This is a genomic window from Enterococcus alishanensis (genome assembly GCF_019218635.1).
GTDB classification, from domain to species: domain Bacteria; phylum Bacillota; class Bacilli; order Lactobacillales; family Enterococcaceae; genus Enterococcus_A; species Enterococcus_A alishanensis.
The window spans coordinates 165,585-184,845 of sequence record NZ_JAHUZB010000007.1 but is presented as its reverse complement, the minus strand read 5'-3'; the positions used below and the strand labels follow the sequence as shown (position 1 = coordinate 184,845).

Sequence of the window (19,261 nt, the reverse complement as noted above, 5' to 3'; positions counted from 1 at the left end):
TTTAGAGTATTCTTATTTGTCATGCGAACAATGTTTACTATAATTGTTTTGAAGGAATGATTTTCACATGATTAATTTTGGAAAAGAACCGGTGTCAGATTACTTTTTAATCTATATAAAATCCTTTTGCGTTTCTGTTGAATGTGTAGAACGAGGTCTTAATCTACTGACAACTAATTTTTTTGGTCCCTTTTTCAGTTGCATTTAACAAATTGATTACTTTTTTTCCTACTTAGCCCTAGCTAACTTCATCCAACTATTTAGGTTAATCAGTTTCTTCTATCTTTAGTGGACTCTATTTCCTTCTAGCAAGATTTTCAAATAAAACCTCAGCACATAAATAGATAAAAAAATTCCCAGTGCATTTATTATTTTTTAAACCCAAACTGGTTGCCAAGTAACGCCGAATTTATCCACGACCCAAGCACATTTGCGTATATTGCCTACGCTTTCTGGACCCATCATTACACTACCTTCTTTTGACAAGGCAGCAAAAATTAAATCAAATTCGGCTTCATCTTGACATTCTAAGTATAGTGAAGAGGCCCAATTAAAATCTGGCGCTGGATATTGACTGGCCATATCTAAAAACATGATTTTTTGTCCTAATAACGACAGCATCCCATACATAATACGTTGACCTTCTTCAGCCGGCATGTGAGGATTATCTGTGCCATAGGGTTCTGCCATTACAACTTCTGCTTCCGGTAAATTTTCTGCATAAAATTCAAGAGCAGCCTTGGCTTCACCATTGAAAGTTAAAAATGGAATTACTCGTTGTTCACTCATTATGTTTCCTCCTTCAAATTAAATTTCTATTAGATCAGCTCTACTCAATTATCGAATACCTAAAAAAATTTTGATATGAGCATAGACCTCAACAATTTTTTCTGTTTCATTGATTATTTTTCACTGTCAGAATATTACTAATTCTAACACCTTGCTGAAAAAATCTAAAATCATTTTAATTTTTTAAACTTCTCATAATTGTTTTGGAATAGTCCTTGTATCAGAGGTGCACACTCAATTATGTTCCAGATACCCCTAGACTATCAAATGTTTGATAGTAGGATACCTTATAAATTTAGCATATTAATTTTGGATAACAAAATTAAAACCAAAACTATTACCTCTGACAGGGGTAGAGAATTCACTAAGCATGTAGAAATTACTCAAGAATTAAATGGTGTTCAATTTTATTTCCCTGATCCTCAAGCACCTTGGTAAAGAGGAACAAATGAAAATACAAATGGATTATTAAGAGACTACTTCCCTAAACTAAAAGAACTGATTCAGAAATGAAAATGAAGAAGCCGAGTTTTAAGGCAGGATTTTATGATCCATCTTCCGATTCGAGCTTTCTTTCACTTCTACTATAACTTATGAGGTTATAGCGGTAAGAAAATCCGTCAACTTTCTTACAAACCCATATTAGTATGTTTTGCGGGCTTAAAAATATTTCCTGTCAGAAGACAAGCCGTAACATGGTGAATGGTTTAATATTGATGAGATTAAAATAGTTTACTATTGTTTAGGGTTATCCATTCCACTAAATATAGTTCACCTGTTAGATGACGATGTAGAAGTCAGTGATTCTTGAGAATAAATAATAATAAATTGAGCAACATATGTATTATTAATCAATGAATAAATAGGTTTGAGCAATTTTGAAACTCCTATCGATTCAAACCTTCTCATACGAGAATATCTTAAATGATGAATATTTTAATCAAATAGTACTTCAGACTGACAAAAAATATTCAAATCTATGATATTCTATTACTAATAGGTAACTAGTTACCTAATCCAGCATGAGCTATATATGCGAGTGAAATTAATTCATTTAGGAGGTTTTATGAAAAAAATGGGAATAGCATTAGGTCTTTTATTTGCAATTTCAGGATTAATTATTATGTATGAAAGTATCGATTACTCTCCAGTGAAGAGTGATTTCGAACAGAAGAAAGAAAAAATAATTAGCAGAAAACAAAATCATAGAGATGCTGTTTTTTCTGATGATGAATTAATGAAATATCCAGAAGCTTTAAGAAATTATTTTAGGGTTTGTGGATTCATAGATAAATCTAAAATGACTTATTCGATTGCTAAGTATAAAAATGTCGATTTCATATTGAATACTAAGCAAAAACCGCTAAAAATTGATTATGAAAGAGTAAATGATGGAGTGACTCCGAATGTTTTAGCGTTTATTGATACGAAGTTTTATGGCATTCCTTTTCAAGGGGTTGATTCATACGACGGTAAAGACGGATCTATGAAAGGTGTTTTAGGAAAGAGTATTACTCTTTTTGATGAATCTGGAGAAGACTTTTATACAGGGAGCCTGGTCACTTACTTATCTGAGTGCTTACTGGTACCAACTGCAGCACTTCAAGATTTCATCGCTTGGAAAAAAATTGATAATCATGTGCTTGAAGCAACATTGAAATACAACGGATATGAAGTTAAGGGGAATTTCTATTTTAATGATAAAGGAGAACTTGAAAAATTTACAACGAATGATCGTGTAGCAATTGATTCATCTGGTAAAAAAACACAAGCGGCCTGGAGCGCAATATTTTCTAACTATGTGTCAGAAAATAAAATGAGACACCCGAAGCATCTTAAGGCAATCTGGCATTATGAAACTGGCGATTCTGTCTATTTTGATGGAGAAATGACAACTTTAGAATATGGCTACAATTAGGCAGGGGAGAATCATGTGAATGATTCGGCAATGTATGAATCAAAACGAGAAAGTGCTAAAGAATAAGCGAGTCAGTTAGAAAAGTTGTCAAACATGGGGAGGTTGATTTTGTAAATCTTTCTAATGTTAAAAAATCAATTATAGAAAATACTGTACAAGTTATTCTTATAGGAAAGGAAGATTACTTTGGAAATTAATGATCTGATTCAGTCCCATCAAGAAACAAGAGATCAACAGCAACGTGCTATTTTTGCAAGTCTATTTATCATGGAGAATAGACTTCAGACTATTTTTGATAAAACTGATCCTAAAGTTACTTTAAAACAGTTTATGTTACTTGTGATGTTAAAATTTTCTAGCGAAGAAGAAAATACTCTCACTAACATGGGAAACTTGTTGGGATGCTCAAGACAGAATATAAAAAAATTAGCAGTTTCTTTAGAGAAATACGACCTTATAAAAATCCACTCAGATAGTGGTGATAAAAGGAAACTAAAATTATATTTAACAGTTGATGGATTAAAGTATTTTGAGGAGATTTTTTCTTTACATACTCAATCGTTAAATAAACTATTTCACAACTACTCGGATTCTGAATTGCAACTCTTTTTTAAAACCTTAATGAAGCTATACGGAGGGATAGAAAAATTAGAAAATGAATATGCTGAAAAAGGGTAGCATAGGGAATGAAAAGAGTAATGTCGCAGCTCTAGATCTCACCATAATTTTCGGAAGTGTTAGCTGAATGATTGGTTTGTTGTCATTCAATACAAATTGTTATTAGTGTGTTTTTTTAAATGGAGGTAAAATATGAAAAAAAATTTCGGTATGTTAAAAAAAATAATTATTGGGATTATCCTCGTATGCGTATTATGGATTTTATTTAGTAATGTGTCTAAAAAATATGAAGAAAGTAAATATGGTTATCCTGGACAGTTAGTAACTGTTAAAAATGAAAAGTTACATGTACACACGAAAGGAACTGGAACTAATACAATAGTACTATTACCTGGACTTGGAACTGCCTCTCCAGTACTTGATTTTGAACCTTTAATCGATGAATTATCTAAAAAAAATAAAGTTTTCGTAGTGGAGCCGCTAGGTTATGGGTGGAGTGATTTAACGGATAGAGAACGATCCGTAGAAAATATAACTTATGAAATACGAGAGGCTATAAAAAAGGTAGGTGTAGATGAACCATTTGTCTTAATGGCACATTCTTTATCAGGTATATATAGTATGTATTATGCAAATAAGTATCCCAGTGAAATTAAAGGAATTGTAGGAATTGACCCTTCATTACCACAAACTTTATCCTACTTTAAAGAAACTGCTCCTTCTGTTCCAAATTATATGGGTTATTTAGCACCATTAGGTATGACAAAACTAGCCGTGATGTTAGACGCTAAGGATTATTTACCTATTGCAAAAAAAGGCGTGTATTCTGAAAAAAATTTAATTGAGACTAAAGCTATAATTTCTTGGAAATTAAGTAATAAAACTGTTGTAAATGAGACAAATAGTATCCAATCAAATTCTGAAAAAACACGAAAACTGAACTTTCCAAATGAATTACCTATTTTAATATTTGCAAAAGAAAGAGCAGACGGTAATCAAAATATTCAGTTTTATGAAACTCAAATTGAGAATTGTGTGAAAGGTGAGGTAGTTCCTCTAAAAGGACATCATTACTTACATTGGACGAGATATAAAGAAATAACGGAGCAAACTAATTCTTTTTTTGAATAAACTTACTTTGTACAATTGTGATTTAAGGGAACTACCCTCAAAGTTTTTTAATTTTACGATTTGCGCCATTTAACTGAAAGAGACACAATCCGGTTGTGTCTCTTTCAGTTTTTATCAAACACTGAGTTCTATCTACAGTCAAACTTCTACATAATGTACAATGTAGTATAGAGTAATCCATCATGAGCAGTTTCCATCATGATACTGAATATCATGGAAACCCATTGTTAAGGACATGAAAGCAATCTCGCTAAAAGCGTTAAAAGAAAATAAATTTATTGACTCTTCTGTAAATTACGAATATGATATTAACCGAATTCTACGAGAGAACAATGTATCAAACCAGCATGTCAATGTATCCACTAACGATGAAGAATCAATTTTGGAAATGGTCAAACAAAACTTAGGTTTGGGGTTACTTTTTAAAAGCTATATCGACCATAAACATGTGACAGATTTACTAGTTAAACCAACCGAACCCTTAATTCACAGGAGATTAGGAATTGCTGTTCGTAAAAGCCAACTAGAATTACCAATTATACAAAATTTTATTCAATCTTCTAAAAAGGTAATTATTTAGAAAAACTAAAAAATAATTATGAAAATCGAAAAAAATAAAATTTTCTTCAAAGAAGTAAATGTATTGAATTTTAGTAATGTAGATAGCCTATCTGTGATTTATGTTTTAATTATTAACTAAGTGTCACCATAAAAGCTAAGTGTCCAAATACTGGCTATGGTATCAAAGCTAAAAAAAAGCCGAATCTAAGATAAGGTACGCATAAGGGATAAAAATCGCTAAGCGTAATAGTGTTTACAAAAGACGACTGAAATTAATTGGACCTGAATGCTAAAAATCTCGGCGGCGTGCAGTTTATAGAAATATTGTTGACGAATTAGAAAAGTTGCTAAAGAATACAGTATGATTCATTAAATTGTTTACAGAATCAAAGAAGACTACATTCCTAGTTAGTAAGAATGTAGTCTTCTTTGTTGCTTCTTTTTGGCATACAAAAACTCTCTATAAAGTAGATTTGAAATTTTTTCTCTATTCTTCTCTACTTTACTGAGAGCGTCTCGGAGTCAGTTTCTGTGCACTTGTTTAAGATTAAATAAATAACTAATATTAAAAAAAGTGATTGTTAACCTCCAGATTTTTATGATGTAAGGTTATATTATTTTTTAGCCACATAAAACAGTTAGAAAAGTGATTGTTGAGACATTCATCAAGGTGTGCCTAAAGCTTTAAGGAAAACTTAAAAAAATTTTTCCGCCTAGTTTTCTCTGGCTAAAATCGGTATATTTGAAAAACGTTATTAAAAAAGGAGGAGCAACTATGAAGGATGTTAACTGGAAGGGCTTATCTAAAAATGAGGTTGATAAGCAACAAGAACAGTATGGGAAAAACCGTTTAGAACAACAAAAGAAAGAACCATTCTATAAAAAAATACTCAATATTTTATTAGAGCCGATGTTCCTATTACTGGTCATTGCTGCTCTAATTTATTTTTTTTTAGGGGAACCAAAAGATGGTTTGATTATGCTGACTTTTGTGGTGGTTATTATTGCCATTGAAATTTATCAGGAGTGGAAAACGGATAAGACACTAGCTGCTTTAAAGGACTTGTCTGCACCAAAAATCAATGTGATTCGTGGTGGCGAAACTATTGAAATACTAAGTGAAGAATTAGTTCCAGATGATCTCATGTTAATTGAAGAAGGTGTCAAAATTCCGGCAGATGGCTATGTTGTCAAAGCCAACGATTTACGAATCAATGAATCCTCTTTAACTGGAGAAGCTGAGGCGGTCTGGAAAAAAGTAGCGACTCAAAAAGAAAAACAAACAGAAGATTATTGGCGAGAGGATTATGTTTACAGTGGAACGCTAGTCACAACTGGTAGTGCCACAATTTTAGTTGACGAAACTGGCTCACAAACCGAATACGGGAAAATTGGGAAACACTTAGCCGTCGCTCAGTCTGAAAAGTCGCCATTGGATGAACAAATTGATAAGTTAGTCAAAGTGTGTGCCATCATTGCGTTTGTCTTGTTATTCTTAGTTGCGATAGTGTCATTTTTCAACGATAGTGACTTGGCGTTTACGAATCGTATTATTCAAAGTATTCTCTCTGGTATCACGATTGCTATGGCTATGATTCCAGAAGAGTTTCCAGTAGTCTTAACAGTATTTTTATCTATGGGTGCTTGGCGCTTAGCTAAGAAACAATCCCTTATTCGTAAACTCCCAGCGGTTGAAACAATGGGTGCTGTATCCTTACTAGCGGTTGATAAAACAGGAACTATTACTGAAAATAAAATGAGTGTTCAAAAAATATGGACAGTTGCGAGTCAAGAGGAGAAGCGTTTGAATGAAATCATGGGGTTGGCTTGTGAAACAGACCCTTATGATCCCATGGAAAAAGCAATTCTAGACTATGATGCAGCACATGGCTGGCTAAAAGAAACCCTCTTTGAAAAAGATTTGATGACGGAATACCCCTTCACGGATGAACTAAAGATGATGGGTCATGTCTGGCAATATAATGAAAAGAAGATTGTGATTGCAGTTAAAGGTTCACCTGAGAGTGTTTTAGATATTTCTGATTTATCAGAATTAGAAAAGGCAGATATTCAAGCAACAATTGCTGATTATGGGAAAAAAGGGTTGCGGGTTTTAGGTGTAGCTGAACAACAAGTAACCAACTATTCCGAGGTTCCAGAAAATATGGAAGATCTTCACTTGACCTTCCTAGGACTTGTTGGTTTAGCCGATTCCCCACGCCAAGGAGTCCAAGAAGATATCCGCCTTTGTCAAACAGCAGGAATAAAAGTTGTCATGATTACAGGAGATAACGGAATTACAGCTAGTGCGATTGCTTCTCAGGTAGGGATTGAGAACGCAGAGAATTGTTTAACAGGTGCAGAGATAGATCAATTAACTACCGAGGAATTAGCAAAAAAAGTAAAAGATGTAAATATCTTTTCTCGTGTCACACCAGAACATAAAATGAAAATTATTCAAGCTTTTAAACAGAATGGCGAGGTCGTAGCTATGACGGGAGATGGCGTGAATGATGCGCCAGCACTTAAATATGCTGACATTGGCATTGCTATGGGAAAGAATGGTTCGGAGGTTTCCCGAGAAGCTGCAGATTTAATTTTAATGGATGATAATTTTTCAACTATAGTGAATACGGTTAAAGATGGTCGTAGAATTTACGACAATATAAAAAAAGCGATCGGCTATATTTTTGTTATTCATATTCCAATTGCATTGGCTGCATTAGTGGGTCCGTTACTAGGTATACCGCAAGTCGCACTATTACTATTGCCAACCCATGTCGTTTTATTAGAATTGGTGATTGATCCAACGTGTTCTGTTGTTTTGGAAAGACAACTAAGTGAACCTGATATTATGGATCGTCCGCCAAGAAGTACTGAAGACAGCATTTTGTCAAAAGGCTTGTTGTTAAAAAGTTTAATTCAAGGACTCGTAATCTTTCTGGCAACCTTTAGCGTTTACTATTTTACTCTACAGCAAGATCCAAGTAATGATGAATTGGCTCGTACAATGGGGCTAGCCGTATTAGTAATTGCGAATATTTTCCTTGTTCAGGTGAATAGTTCAGATAGGTCTCTTGGTATCCAAACTTTCTTAAAATTAAGACATGATAAAGTCATTTGGGGAATTTTGGGAGGGACAGTGTCAATTTTACTCCTACTCGTCTATTCTCCAATGAATAGATTTTTAGATTTGGCACCTCTCTCAGGTAGCCAATTGTTTCTTTGTTTCATCTTAGGAATGGTTTCAGTTTGCTGGTATGATCTGGTTAAATTATTGCGGTTTCATCCACTATCAAAATCGGAAAAGCTTTCTGAATAACTGAAGGTAATCTACCAAAAGTACCAATCATGGAATTGTGGTTGGCACTTTTTATGAGTTCTAAAGCATGAGAGAAACACAGAAAGTTCATTTTACGATTTCTTTCAGTTCTTTAATTATGCTTTTAATCGATTCATTTGGAAGAAAATGAGGACGATTGTTATAATGCGTCTTCTCTAGAAGATTTAGAAGGCGCATTATGGTACAAATTGCTCTTAGAAATGATATTGATAAAGTTGTAACTAGAAATTTCAAAGATTTTGAAGTTAGTGATATGATTGTCTACTCTCCAGATGAAATCATTGGGGAAAAATAAGTAAAATTTGATAAATTGATTTTTATTGATAGCCAAAAAGAAACTATTTCCTCGTACTATTAGTAGTAATCACTAATGAATCAATTTAACTTTCAAATTAGCATAATGAGAACTCCCAAAAGCCAGCTCTTTTACATAGAGTTGGCTATTTATTTTGCATAATCACTTCATCTCAAGTAGTAAAATATTTCCCATTTGAAACATACTGGACAGCACCTTTTTTTTAATTAAAAATCTTATATTTATATCATTTATCTTTCCATCGATTTATGGGAATTTTCCCGGAAAATTGACACTTGTACCAATAATAAAGACTGCTTCCCAGTTCCTTGTCAAAGTATTGTTTTGCAATTGATTTGCCCATAAACTACAAATTGTAAACGATAACAAAAGAAATTTTTTATAAAAGGAGATCATTATTATGGGGTTAGTATTAGCAAGAATCGATCAACGTTTAATTCATGGAATTGTGGTGACACAGTGGGCGGGTGCCACTAAAGCAAAGCGTTTGATGGTAGTAGATGATGAAGTTAGTAAAGATGAAGTGCAAAAAGCTGCTATGAGAATGAGTAAACCTGCAGGAACTGGGATGTCAATTATTGATACAGAAACAGCTATTACCAATTTTAACAGTGGTAAATATGATAATCATAATGTTTTCATGATTGTTCGAGAACCAGAAACTTTATTACGTTTGATTGAAGGCGGCGTAAAGATTCCTAAAGTTAATATCGGTATTATGTTTGATGGTGATGGGAAAAAAACTGTGAAGAAAATGGTTTCTGTTGATCAAAAAGAAATTGCTGATTTGAAAAAAATAGAAGCTGATGGTGTGCCGGTAACTTTTCATTTTGTTCCTGGAGATCCTGAAGAGAGCTTAGAAACATATATTAAATAGATGAGGAGAAAATCTTATGGAAACTATTCAAGGAATTTTGATTGTTGGATTATCAATCTGGATGGTATGGGATCAACAAGGTTTAGTAATAACAACTTGGTTCCCAATAATGGTAGCACTTTTTGCAGGAATCATTATGGGGGATATGCAGACAGCAATGGTTATTGGTGGCACTTTTCAGTTAATGGCCTTAGGCGTGGCTAATATTGGCGGATCTTCTGTTCCCAACTGGGGATTAGCTGCTCTAGTCGGGATTTATGTAGCAATTCGAACGACAAATAATATTGAAGAAGCAAAGGCTGTTGCTTTAGCGGTAGGTGTTCCAGTAGGTATGTTGGGAATTCAATTAGACGTTTTAGCAAAAATATTAAATACTTACGTGACTCACGCGGCACAAAATGTGGCAAATAAAATGAACTTTAAAAAGATGAATCGTATTTTATGGTTGGGTCCAGTCATTTTTGGTTTGAGTACAGCTTTGCCAACTGCTTTATGTGTAATTTTCGGTGATCGTATCATCAATTTAATTTTGGATTTTGTTCCTAAATGGTTCACTGATGGCTTGTCAATTGCTGGAAGCATGTTACCAGTAGTCGGGATTGCCCTATTGTTACAGGTGATGCCAGTTAAAAAATATTTGACTATGTTGTTAATTGGTTTTGTATTGGCAGCTTACTTAAAATTACCAATTTTAGGTGTATCAATTATTGGTTTTGCATTGGCCTATTATTTCTTCACTACTGAAATGAAAAAAAGTAATACCTCAGAGTTAGCCACTGAAACAGGTGTTGTTGATGAAGGAGATGAATTTGATGAATAAGATGAATAAAAAGTTGACGAAAAAAGATATCAATCGAGCAGCCTTTCGTTACATGTTTATGGCTTGTAATATTTTTAATTATGAGAACCAACAAGGACCGGCTGTTGTATATGGACTAGAAAAAGCTTTGCGTAAAATCCACCCTAACGACGAAGACTATGTAGCATCTTTGAATAATCAATTTAAGTATTTTAATACTACTACCTGGATGGCCAATTTATTATTAGGTGCAAGTTTGGCAATGGAAGAAAATGATGGTATTGATTCATTAGATGCAGTTCAAAACTTTAAAACTGGGATGATGGGACCATTAGCTGGTGTAGGGGACACTTTGGTTTGGGTTTTATATCCAACTATTATGGGGTCAATTGCGGCTTATATGGGGCTTGAAGGGAATCCAACAGGAGCAGTTATCTGGTTGGTCTTAAATATCTTCTTTTTACTTTTCCGGTTTAAATTATTTTCAATTGGGTACACTTCCGGAATTAAGCTAGTGACTGTTTTAGGCGCTAAAATTTCTGTATTTACTGAAGCAGCATCGATTATGGGCCTTACAGTAGTGGGAGCCTTAATCCCATCAGTTGTTAAAATAAATGTCGGTTTGGTTTTTAAATCAGGAAAAGTTAAGTTACCGATTCAGTCTCAAATTTTGGATAGTATTATGCCAGCTTTGTTACCAGCTATATTGACTTTTGCAGTCTATAAATTAATTACTTCGAAAAAGATGAGTGTGATTCAAATAATTTTTTCCATAATTATTTTAGCCTTGATTCTTTCTTTCTTCGGTGTTTTGACGGTTTAAAATTTAGTTCAAATTATATTTTAAAAGGAGCATTTTATGCGGAAAATTATTTTAGCTAGCCATCATAATCTGGCCAAAGGGATGAAAGAAACTTTAGAATATATCATGCCTAATCTTGGAGATGTCACAACAATTGCTGCCTATACAGCAAATACACCAGTTGATCAGGAAATTGATAGCGCTTTGGCTGATCTTACAGATACAGATGAAGCAATTATTTTCACTGATCTTTTAGGAGGATCGGTCAATCAAAATTTCATTAGATATCTAAGTTTGCCGAATATTCATGTCATTACTGGAATGAATTTACCGGTAATTATGGCTTGTTTATTACCTCTGGGTGAAGAGGCAATTGATCCAGAGAACTTACGACAAGGAATTAAAGAAGGAAGAGAACAACTTATTTATGTAAATGATTTTTTAACAGAACAAACAATTGATGAGGAGGATGAATAATGGCTGTTGAATGGTGGAAGAGCAGTGTTGTGTATCAAGTGTATCCCCTGAGTTTTAAAGACAGCAATAATGATGGGATTGGAGATCTCCAAGGGATTATTGAAAAGCTTCCCTATTTAGCTAATTTAGGAATTGATGTTATTTGGTTGAATCCGATTTTTGAATCCCCCTTAGTTGATAACGGATATGATATTTCGGATTACGAAAAAATATTGCCTCAATATGGCACGATGGCTGATTTTCAAGAACTATTAAATAAAGCCCATGAATTCAATATAAAAATTATTTTGGATTTGGTAGTGAATCATACTAGCGATTTGCATCATTGGTTTATTGAATCTAAAAAAGATCGTAAAAATGACTATGCTGACTACTATATTTGGAAAGATCCTAAACCCGATGGATCGGCACCAAATAATTGGGGATCCACTTTTGGTGGTCCAGCTTGGGAATATGTAGAAAGTCGTAATCAATACTATCTTCATTGTTTTGCTAAAGAACAGCCGGATTTAAATTGGGAAAGTGAAACTGTCAGACAAGAGATTTATCAAATGATGCGAAAATGGTTTGAGTTGGGAATTGATGGTTTTCGGATGGATGTCATCAGCTTAATCAGTAAGGACCCTGCTTATCCAGATGCGTCTCAAACTTTAGCATATACAAAATCATACTATGCAGGCGCTTCTAACGGTCCTAGAGTTCACGAATTTTTGCAGGAAATGAATCACGAAGTTTTAAGTGATTTTGATGTTATGACAGTGGGGGAAACGCCAAATACAAACAGCACGCAAGCTCAACTCTATACTTTTCCTGAAAGAAAAGAACTAGACATGGTTTTCCATTTTGATCATATGCATTTGGATTACGGAAAGTATGGAAAGTTTTCAGATATTCGATTTAAGTTAAGTGATTTGAAAAAAGTCTTAACCGAGTGGCAAAATAAATTAGCCAATGGTTGGAATTCATTATACTGGAGCAATCATGATCAACCGCGAGCGGTGACTCGTTTTGGTGATGATGGCGTTTATCGAGAGACTTCGGCGAAAATGCTAGCAACTTTGCTTCATATGATGAAGGGAACACCTTTTATTTTTCAAGGGGAAGAAATTGGAATGAAAAACGTTCCCTTTACTGAAATTGAGGAATATCAAGATATTGAAACTAAATATTTTTATCAAGAAATGCTGGCAGCAGGGGAATCTGAGGAATATATTAAACAGTCGGTTTATTTAAAATCACGGGATAACGCTCGTACACCCATGCCATGGAATGGTGAGTCTGACAGTGGTTTTTCAAAGGCAAAACCTTGGATTGACTATTCACCAGACAATCAGACGATCAATGTTCAAAAAGCTTTGCAGGATGAAAATTCTATTTTTTACTACTATAAGAAACTAATTGCTTTAAGAAAAGCATATCCGATTATTCAGTTGGGTGAGTATCAATTGATTAATGAGGAGGACTCAGCAGTTTATAGTTACTTGAGAAAATATCAAGGAGAAACTTTATTAGTGCTATGTTCTTTTAGTCCAGATACAGTTAATGTTGAGATTCCAAAAGATTTAGTAGAAAAAAATGGTGAGAAATTAATCGGAAACTATCCAGAAAAAATCGAAACTCTTTCCAAAACAATGCCTCTACGTCCTTACGAAGCAGTCGTTTTTCTTTTAAAATAATCAGTTTTAAAACTATCGGAGATTGTTTGATTTCTGATAGTTTTTTCTTTAGTATTAAGAAGACAGGAGGCTTTTTTGATGAATTTCGACCAACATATTAAAATTAATTTTGAAAAATTGTCTAAAAATGAACAAGAGATGATTTATTATATCCTCAATCATAAGACTGAAGTAATCACACTTTCCATAAATGAATTAGGAAACAAGCTACTATCTTCAAAAAGTTCTGTTTTGCGATTAGCAAAAAAAATAGGTTTTAGAGGGTTCTCAGAAATGAAATACTCGATCGAACAATCTTTACTTCAAACAACGATTGCACCGACTGATTTAGTAGCTACTCTACAAAAAGAAATTGATCAAACGTTCCAATATGCTAGCCAAACTAATTTTCAACCACTATTGGATAAAATTAAACAAGCCAATCAACTTTATCTGTACGCAACCGGTTTTACTCAAAATAATTATACAAAAGATTTTTCTAACGATCTTTTTCTATCGGGGAGACCTAATTATTTAATTTCTGGTGAGACTAATTTTGAAATGATTAGCCAAACACTTACGGCTGATGATTTAGTTATTGTTACTTCATTGAGTGGCAATACACCAGCTATTAAAAATGCTATAAAAAACCTGCAATTAATTAAGGTGCCGATTTGTTCCGTTACTTTTTTTGGGAAAAACTTTTTGAGTGATGCGGCAGACTATCAACTTTATTACGAAACCAGTGAATTACCCAGTCTCATGGTTACTGGAAGTTACTCTATGGTCGGATTAAATATTATCTTAACCATTTTAGCACGAAAATTTCGAGAATATATTTTGTTTGATGAATAGACGAAAACTAGAAATATTCTCGTAAATGTTGTTGATACTACTAAAATTTAATTGCTTTTTTTTCATATAATTTGACCTGTGATTAAATACTTAGTTATCAACTATCTGGATGGCGACCTCCAATAACTATTGCCCTATAAATTCGCTCTCTGTCTAAAAAATTGAATAATATAGTATTTGGAAACAAAAGTGAATGCACAATTAGGATCAGGTAATAAAAAATTCATGTCTCAATTTAACTGTTAATTGGCGCAATATTTAGGTCTATTTGACATAGAAGTAAACATTATTTTATAGAGCCTACTTTCATTAAAAAAGTAGGCTCTTTATTTTGCATAAATCACGTTCATTCTAGTGCTTTTTTTGATAACTAAACTAGGTTGGTATTCTATAAGGTCTTTCTTAATGACTTTCTGTTTTCTTTAAACTGTTTTATTTCATTTTCTATGAAAACTTCCAGTTTAACTTTTTATCTATTTTGGATAGAAGAATTTTGAAAATTTTTAAGCGGTTCAAAGAAAGGGCATAAAAATAAGATTCCACCAACTCTATTATTTGGTAGAATCATTCATTCTTATACTCATTAAATGGTCATCGTTGAATTGAATCAGATCCCACAAATTGCCATATAGGTCTTTGAAGACGGCGACTATCCCGTAATCTGCAGTTTTAGGTTCTCTGACAAACTCAATTTCTTTTGAAAGCATGTTGTGATAATCTCGATAAAAGTCATCAGTAGCCAAAAAAAGGAAGACTCTGCCGCCAGCTTGATTTCCGATAAAGTCATTTTGAATTGGTTTTGAAGCTTTTGCTAACAAAATGGTGGTTCCATTTGAATTTTTAGGCGAGACCACAACCCACCTTTTATCTTGTTCAGGCTGATAAGTATCTTCTATTAGATCAAAATCGAGCTTTTGAGTAAAAAAGTTAATCGCCTCATCATAGTCATCAACTACTAAAGCAATATGAACAATACTTTGTTTCATTTTATTTCCCCCTTATTATTGGAAAATGCATAAATGGTACTATTATTAGCTAAATGGAAATTAGATGTACAGGCTGTATGTCATTAAAAAAATCAGCTAACCACTAAGTAAACTATCAAATCAAGAGTAAGTTTGTTTTACCCATTTTCATGCTCGTCTTTATGGGAGTCACGGTCTGTAATCGCGATTAGCAAGAAGGGTGCAGCTAATATAAAATAAAATTTTTCAATTGTAAAACCGAAAAGTAGAAAAGAAATGCCGATTAATAACCAAGTAGTATCAAGTTTGTTCAAATGAAAACACCTCCGCAAATCAAGTGTACCATGCTCCAATTTACAAAAGAAGGTATGTTGAAAATATGGCAATATTGTTTTTTTTATGTGTGGCATCATGAGAGCGTTAGCAGTCCTTCTTCACGGAACGATGGATGATAGTTTTTAACTCAATCCCTTACTTGACCTAAAAATTAATAGCGTTTTTTTTGTCAGATACTGATAACCTCCCTTACCATCTAAATACTCATGAACAATTTTCAGTTTCGGTTCGAAACTGTATTTAGCCAAAAAAATCGACCCCCAAAATGTTAGTTTTTTGGTCTAACTTTTGAGGGTCGGTACATTCAGACACTACATTTTTCCGAGTGTTAAATCACCCAGTTACGAGCGCTTACTTGTTCTTGATACATTTGGGCGTACCAGTCATTGTTTGCAAGGAGTTCAAAGTGTGTTCCTTTTTCTCGAATTTTACCCTCATTCAGTACAATAATTTGGTCGGCATTGATAATGGTGTTCAAACGATGGGCGATAACTACCACCGTTTTCTTTTCCATCAGTTTGTCTAAAGCTTGATTAATTTCTCGTTCATTATCGACGTCGAGACTAGATGTTGTTTCGTCTAAAAGAACAATAGGTGCGTCTTTTAAAATTGCTCGAGCAATCGAAATCCGTTGTTTCTCTCCTCCGGAAAGGGTAGAACCACCTTCGCCTACAATCGTGTCATAACGATTTTCTAGTTTCAAAATGAAATCATGACAATTTGCAGCCTGGCAAGCGGCAACAACTTCACTGTGATCAGCATTTGGTTTCGCGATTTTGATATTATTTAAAATGGTATCGTTAAATAGATAGACTTCTTGGAAAACACAGCTGATATGCTTAGTTAAAGCATCAGGTTTTACTGTAGTAAGATTCACGCCACCAATGGTTAGTTTGCCGCTCCGAACGTCCCAAAAGCGAGAAATCAAATGGATGATGGTAGATTTTCCAGAGCCGGAAGGTCCAATCAGTGCGGTTGTAGTTCCGTCGGGAATCTCACAGTAAATATTTTTCAGTACAGGTACACCATTCTCATAAGAAAAGGACACATCCTCTAATTGAATCGCATGATTTGCTCCATCCAAAGCATCTACTTGGTAGTTCAAAGGTTTGGCTGATAAAACTTCACGCAAATTGTCTGCAGATTTAGCAATGAATTTCATTTGTGGATAAAGCATACCGATGGCCATCAACTGACCAGAAATCGATATACTTAGTATCAGCACAGCGATAAAACTTTCTGGGCTACTAGCTTCATTAGTCAGTAAATAAGTGCCCCAAACAAGTGCCACGGGAATAATAAAGGAGACGATAGTCGAAAAAACCATAACATATGGTATTAACGACAGTTCGACTTTGATGGCTGATTTTTTTAAATCATTGAAGGATTGATCTAAACGCTGAAATTTTGCGCCACTCAATTGGTACAATTTAAAAGTTTTAATACCGTTAATGTATTCCACTACACGAGAAATGACATCGTTAATTTTTTCCCTGTGGGTTCCAGCAAGTTTATTTCCTTTTGCGCCACCGACAATCAGTAAAGGCAGGGCAACTAAAATCATTATCACAATAATCAGTGCAAAACGAACATCAATTACCACTGCTGCAATAATTCCGATCGTTACCATAAAAAACGCCTTAAAGAAATCAATGAAGTTGTGGGTTAAGACCTGCTCAAAATCGGCAATGTCGGTAGTGAAATTACTGGTAAGCTTGCCGATACTATTCTGATTGAAAAAGCCAGAATTTAAACCTCGAACGTGATCAGCCAACTGAATTCTTAACTTTGTGACAATGATTGATCCATTGATCTGCATAGAATTATAAGTAAACCGCGATAGAAAAAGACGAATCACAAAAACGATTGTTAGAAAGAAAACACACTGAATAAAAAAATCTCTAGTAAAACTCCTCTCCACTAATCGAACAATCCCTAAAATCATTACGCCATAAAAAAACATATTAAGAAAAGCATCTAAAATCGCCAATAGCAAAGGTTTGACTAACAATTTGGTTTGTTCTCCAATAATAAATTGGATATTCTTAATAATCTGAATCATCTTATCACCGCTCTTTCTGATGTATACGCTGTCCACATATGAGCATACTTTCCAGCTTTGTCTAAAAGTTCTTGATGGGTTCCTTGCTCAATAATTCGACCGTCATCAAATACACAAATTTGATTCGCATTGATGATGGTATGCAAGCGATGAGCAATCATTATTGTGGTTTTATCTTTCAGCAATTCCCCAAGAGCTAGTTGGATTTTCCGCTCATTTTCAATATCAGTAAAGCTAGTGGCTTCATCTAATACCAAGACCGGAGAATTTTTTAAAATAGCTCGAGCAATACAAATCCGCTGTTTTTCACCGCCAGACATTTTTACCCCAGCTTCTCCAAAAATCGTGTCATAACCTTCTGGAAGGCCCATAATCATATCATGAATTTGTGCTGCTTTAGCTGCTGCAATGATTTCATCTTCCGTAGCATCGGTCTTTCCAACAGCGATATTCATTCGGATAGTGTCATGGAGCATAAAGGCATCCTGAAAAACAAAGCTAACATTTTCCATCAGTGATTTTTCAGAAAAATCTTTAAGCATTGTTTGATCCATCTTGATTGATCCGTTTTGATTGTCCCAAAAACGGGGAATCAATTGTGCAGTCGTTGATTTTCCAGAACCTGAAACGCCAACAAATGCCGTCAAACTATTTGCAGGAATATGCAACGAAAGATCCTTTAACACATTTTCTTTTTCATAAGCAAAAGTAACATTCGCAAAATCGAGCGCATTTAATTCCTGACTCATCGTTGAAACAGAGCCAAAGTGCTGATTTGGCACATCCATGATTTCTTTAATTTTTTCTGTCCCGGTCATGATTTGCATAATGGCAACAGAAAAATTAGACAAACTTTTTAGAGAAGTTAAAAAGACAATGCTCATCACGATGAAGAAAAGGTAAACGGGTAAATCAATGGCATCATTTAAGTACATCCAGCCACCAATAGGGAAGCTGAAGTAAATACCTGATTCAATTAATACCATGAAAATTGCATAGTAAGGACCTTGGGCTTTTGTACATTCTGTCCACATCACGTGGTATTCCTCAACAGTATCGGAATACTGTTTGAAGCCTTTTGCAGTCACGTTAAAAGCTTTCATCACATTCATACCATTGATAAACTGCATGATAGAAGAATTTAATTTGCCTGTTAGCTGATGATAAAGGGGCATATAACTGCCACTGCTACGCATGCCTAACATAATCACAGCAGCCCCTAGAACGATTGGTAATAAGAGGGAGACGGACATTTGCCAGTTAACAGTACACATATAGATAAACATAATAATTGGTGCGGTGACGGCTTTTACAAGATCGGGTACTTGATGAGCCAACAAAGTTTCAATACGTTCTGTATCTTCAATAATCACTTTTTTGATTTTACCTGAAGTGTTGTTAGTGAAAAAGCCTAAGTGAATATTTGCAATATGAGTGCTTAGACGACACCGAATCTCATAAAGTGTATTAAAAGCGCCGATATGAGAAAGGGCACCACTGATAATACTTGTTAAAAATTTAAAAACAATAGCAATTATTGCATATATCGCGTATTGCGTTGCCAATTCACCATTAGGATTTTCACCGAATAAAAAAAGCAATACTCGATAAAGCATAATGAATGGGACAAAGTCTAATAAGCCTGAAATGAGACTAAAGATTCCAGAAAAAAGTAACAACCAGCGTGAACGACCAGCTAATTTAAATAAATAGCTAAGACTATTTTGAGATTTCAAAGTAACTCCTCCTTTTTCGCA

16 protein-coding genes and 2 pseudogenes are annotated in these 19,261 nt (G+C 34.2%); 13 read left to right on the top strand and 5 right to left on the bottom strand.

Annotated features, from left to right (window positions below):
- Window positions 1–67: 67 nt before the first annotated feature.
- A pseudogene (locus KUA55_RS18405) lies at window positions 68–175 on the top strand (type VI secretion protein ImpB); the annotation flags it as partial.
- 200 nt (window positions 176–375) lie between these two features.
- On the opposite strand, the gene KUA55_RS15650 reads toward KUA55_RS18405, so the two are convergent.
- On the bottom strand, window positions 376–789 hold the full coding sequence (locus KUA55_RS15650) for a VOC family protein (protein ID WP_218327330.1): 414 nt from the start codon (window positions 787–789) through the stop codon (window positions 376–378).
- 330 nt (window positions 790–1,119) lie between these two features.
- Between KUA55_RS15650 and KUA55_RS18775 the strand changes: the two are divergent.
- From KUA55_RS18775 to KUA55_RS15595, 12 genes and pseudogenes are all read left to right on the top strand, one after another.
- Window positions 1,120–1,296 (top strand): annotated as a pseudogene (locus KUA55_RS18775) (IS30 family transposase); the annotation flags it as partial.
- 559 nt (window positions 1,297–1,855) lie between these two features.
- Complete coding sequence (locus KUA55_RS15645; RefSeq protein ID WP_218327329.1) at window positions 1,856–2,707, top strand: DUF6544 family protein; 852 nt, start codon at window positions 1,856–1,858, stop codon at window positions 2,705–2,707.
- Between the two features lie 186 nt (window positions 2,708–2,893).
- A complete protein-coding gene (locus KUA55_RS15640; protein WP_218327328.1) occupies window positions 2,894–3,385 on the top strand; it encodes a MarR family winged helix-turn-helix transcriptional regulator in 492 nt (163 codons plus the stop codon).
- 132 nt (window positions 3,386–3,517) lie between these two features.
- Entirely contained in the window at window positions 3,518–4,456 is a 939-nt protein-coding gene (locus KUA55_RS15635; RefSeq protein WP_218327327.1) for an alpha/beta fold hydrolase, read from the top strand.
- A gap of 235 nt (window positions 4,457–4,691) precedes the next feature.
- The gene (locus tag KUA55_RS15630) at window positions 4,692–5,036 is read left to right on the top strand and encodes a LysR family transcriptional regulator substrate-binding protein (RefSeq protein WP_218327326.1); all 345 of its coding nucleotides are present in this window, start codon (window positions 4,692–4,694) and stop codon (window positions 5,034–5,036) included.
- Window positions 5,037–5,792: 756 nt separating this feature from the next.
- Window positions 5,793–8,339 (top strand): cation-translocating P-type ATPase, encoded by a 2,547-nt coding sequence (locus KUA55_RS15625; RefSeq protein ID WP_218327325.1) that lies wholly within the window; start codon window positions 5,793–5,795, stop codon window positions 8,337–8,339.
- Window positions 8,340–9,076: 737 nt separating this feature from the next.
- Window positions 9,077–9,553, top strand: coding sequence for a PTS sugar transporter subunit IIB (locus tag KUA55_RS15620; protein WP_218327324.1), 477 nt, complete (start codon window positions 9,077–9,079; stop codon window positions 9,551–9,553).
- A 16-nt stretch (window positions 9,554–9,569) separates the two neighbouring features.
- Window positions 9,570–10,373: a PTS mannose/fructose/sorbose/N-acetylgalactosamine transporter subunit IIC gene (locus KUA55_RS15615; protein ID WP_218327323.1), complete on the top strand. Its 804-nt coding sequence runs from the start codon at window positions 9,570–9,572 to the stop codon at window positions 10,371–10,373.
- Entirely contained in the window at window positions 10,366–11,175 is an 810-nt protein-coding gene (locus KUA55_RS15610) for a PTS system mannose/fructose/sorbose family transporter subunit IID (protein WP_218327322.1), read from the top strand. The genes KUA55_RS15615 and KUA55_RS15610 overlap by 8 nt, the downstream gene beginning before the upstream one ends.
- Before the next feature lie 36 nt (window positions 11,176–11,211).
- Complete coding sequence (locus KUA55_RS15605) at window positions 11,212–11,631, top strand: PTS sugar transporter subunit IIA (protein ID WP_218327321.1); 420 nt, start codon at window positions 11,212–11,214, stop codon at window positions 11,629–11,631.
- Window positions 11,631–13,307 carry a glycoside hydrolase family 13 protein gene (locus tag KUA55_RS15600; protein WP_218327320.1) on the top strand — a complete coding sequence of 559 codons (1,677 nt, stop codon included), beginning with the start codon at window positions 11,631–11,633 and terminating at the stop codon, window positions 13,305–13,307. The genes KUA55_RS15605 and KUA55_RS15600 overlap by 1 nt, the downstream gene beginning before the upstream one ends.
- Window positions 13,308–13,385: 78 nt before the next feature.
- On the top strand, window positions 13,386–14,141 hold the full coding sequence (locus KUA55_RS15595) for a MurR/RpiR family transcriptional regulator (protein WP_218327319.1): 756 nt from the start codon (window positions 13,386–13,388) through the stop codon (window positions 14,139–14,141).
- 551 nt (window positions 14,142–14,692) lie between these two features.
- Here KUA55_RS15595 and KUA55_RS15590 read toward each other — a convergent pair.
- From KUA55_RS15590 to KUA55_RS15575, 4 genes are all read right to left on the bottom strand, one after another.
- Window positions 14,693–15,127 (bottom strand): VOC family protein, encoded by a 435-nt coding sequence (locus KUA55_RS15590; protein ID WP_218327318.1) that lies wholly within the window; start codon window positions 15,125–15,127, stop codon window positions 14,693–14,695.
- A 137-nt stretch (window positions 15,128–15,264) separates the two neighbouring features.
- A complete protein-coding gene (locus KUA55_RS15585; protein WP_218327317.1) occupies window positions 15,265–15,420 on the bottom strand; it encodes a hypothetical protein in 156 nt (51 codons plus the stop codon).
- 350 nt (window positions 15,421–15,770) lie between these two features.
- Entirely contained in the window at window positions 15,771–17,504 is a 1,734-nt protein-coding gene (locus tag KUA55_RS15580; protein WP_218327316.1) for an ABC transporter ATP-binding protein, read from the bottom strand.
- The gene (locus KUA55_RS15575) at window positions 17,501–19,240 is read right to left on the bottom strand and encodes an ABC transporter ATP-binding protein (protein ID WP_218327315.1); all 1,740 of its coding nucleotides are present in this window, start codon (window positions 19,238–19,240) and stop codon (window positions 17,501–17,503) included. Before KUA55_RS15575 ends, KUA55_RS15580 begins: the two co-directional genes overlap by 4 nt.
- Window positions 19,241–19,261 lie beyond the last annotated feature (21 nt).

Excerpts from the sequence above, each read along its gene's own strand:
- KUA55_RS15635 (WP_218327327.1), top strand. The coding sequence starts at position 3,518 with ATGAAAAAAAATTTCGGTATGTTAAAAAAAATAATTATTGGGATTATC.
- KUA55_RS15595 (WP_218327319.1), top strand. The coding sequence starts at position 13,386 with ATGAATTTCGACCAACATATTAAAATTAATTTTGAAAAATTGTCTAAA.
- KUA55_RS15615 (WP_218327323.1), top strand. The coding sequence starts at position 9,570 with ATGGAAACTATTCAAGGAATTTTGATTGTTGGATTATCAATCTGGATG.
- KUA55_RS15605 (WP_218327321.1), top strand. The coding sequence starts at position 11,212 with ATGCGGAAAATTATTTTAGCTAGCCATCATAATCTGGCCAAAGGGATG.
- KUA55_RS15600 (WP_218327320.1), top strand. The coding sequence starts at position 11,631 with ATGGCTGTTGAATGGTGGAAGAGCAGTGTTGTGTATCAAGTGTATCCC.
- KUA55_RS15580 (WP_218327316.1), bottom strand. The coding sequence starts at position 17,504 with ATGATTCAGATTATTAAGAATATCCAATTTATTATTGGAGAACAAACC.
- KUA55_RS15630 (WP_218327326.1), top strand. The coding sequence starts at position 4,692 with ATGAAAGCAATCTCGCTAAAAGCGTTAAAAGAAAATAAATTTATTGAC.
- KUA55_RS15620 (WP_218327324.1), top strand. The coding sequence starts at position 9,077 with ATGGGGTTAGTATTAGCAAGAATCGATCAACGTTTAATTCATGGAATT.
- KUA55_RS15610 (WP_218327322.1), top strand. The coding sequence starts at position 10,366 with ATGAATAAGATGAATAAAAAGTTGACGAAAAAAGATATCAATCGAGCA.
- KUA55_RS15645 (WP_218327329.1), top strand. The coding sequence starts at position 1,856 with ATGAAAAAAATGGGAATAGCATTAGGTCTTTTATTTGCAATTTCAGGA.
- KUA55_RS15590 (WP_218327318.1), bottom strand. The coding sequence starts at position 15,127 with ATGAAACAAAGTATTGTTCATATTGCTTTAGTAGTTGATGACTATGAT.
- KUA55_RS15650 (WP_218327330.1), bottom strand. The coding sequence starts at position 789 with ATGAGTGAACAACGAGTAATTCCATTTTTAACTTTCAATGGTGAAGCC.
- KUA55_RS15625 (WP_218327325.1), top strand. The coding sequence starts at position 5,793 with ATGAAGGATGTTAACTGGAAGGGCTTATCTAAAAATGAGGTTGATAAG.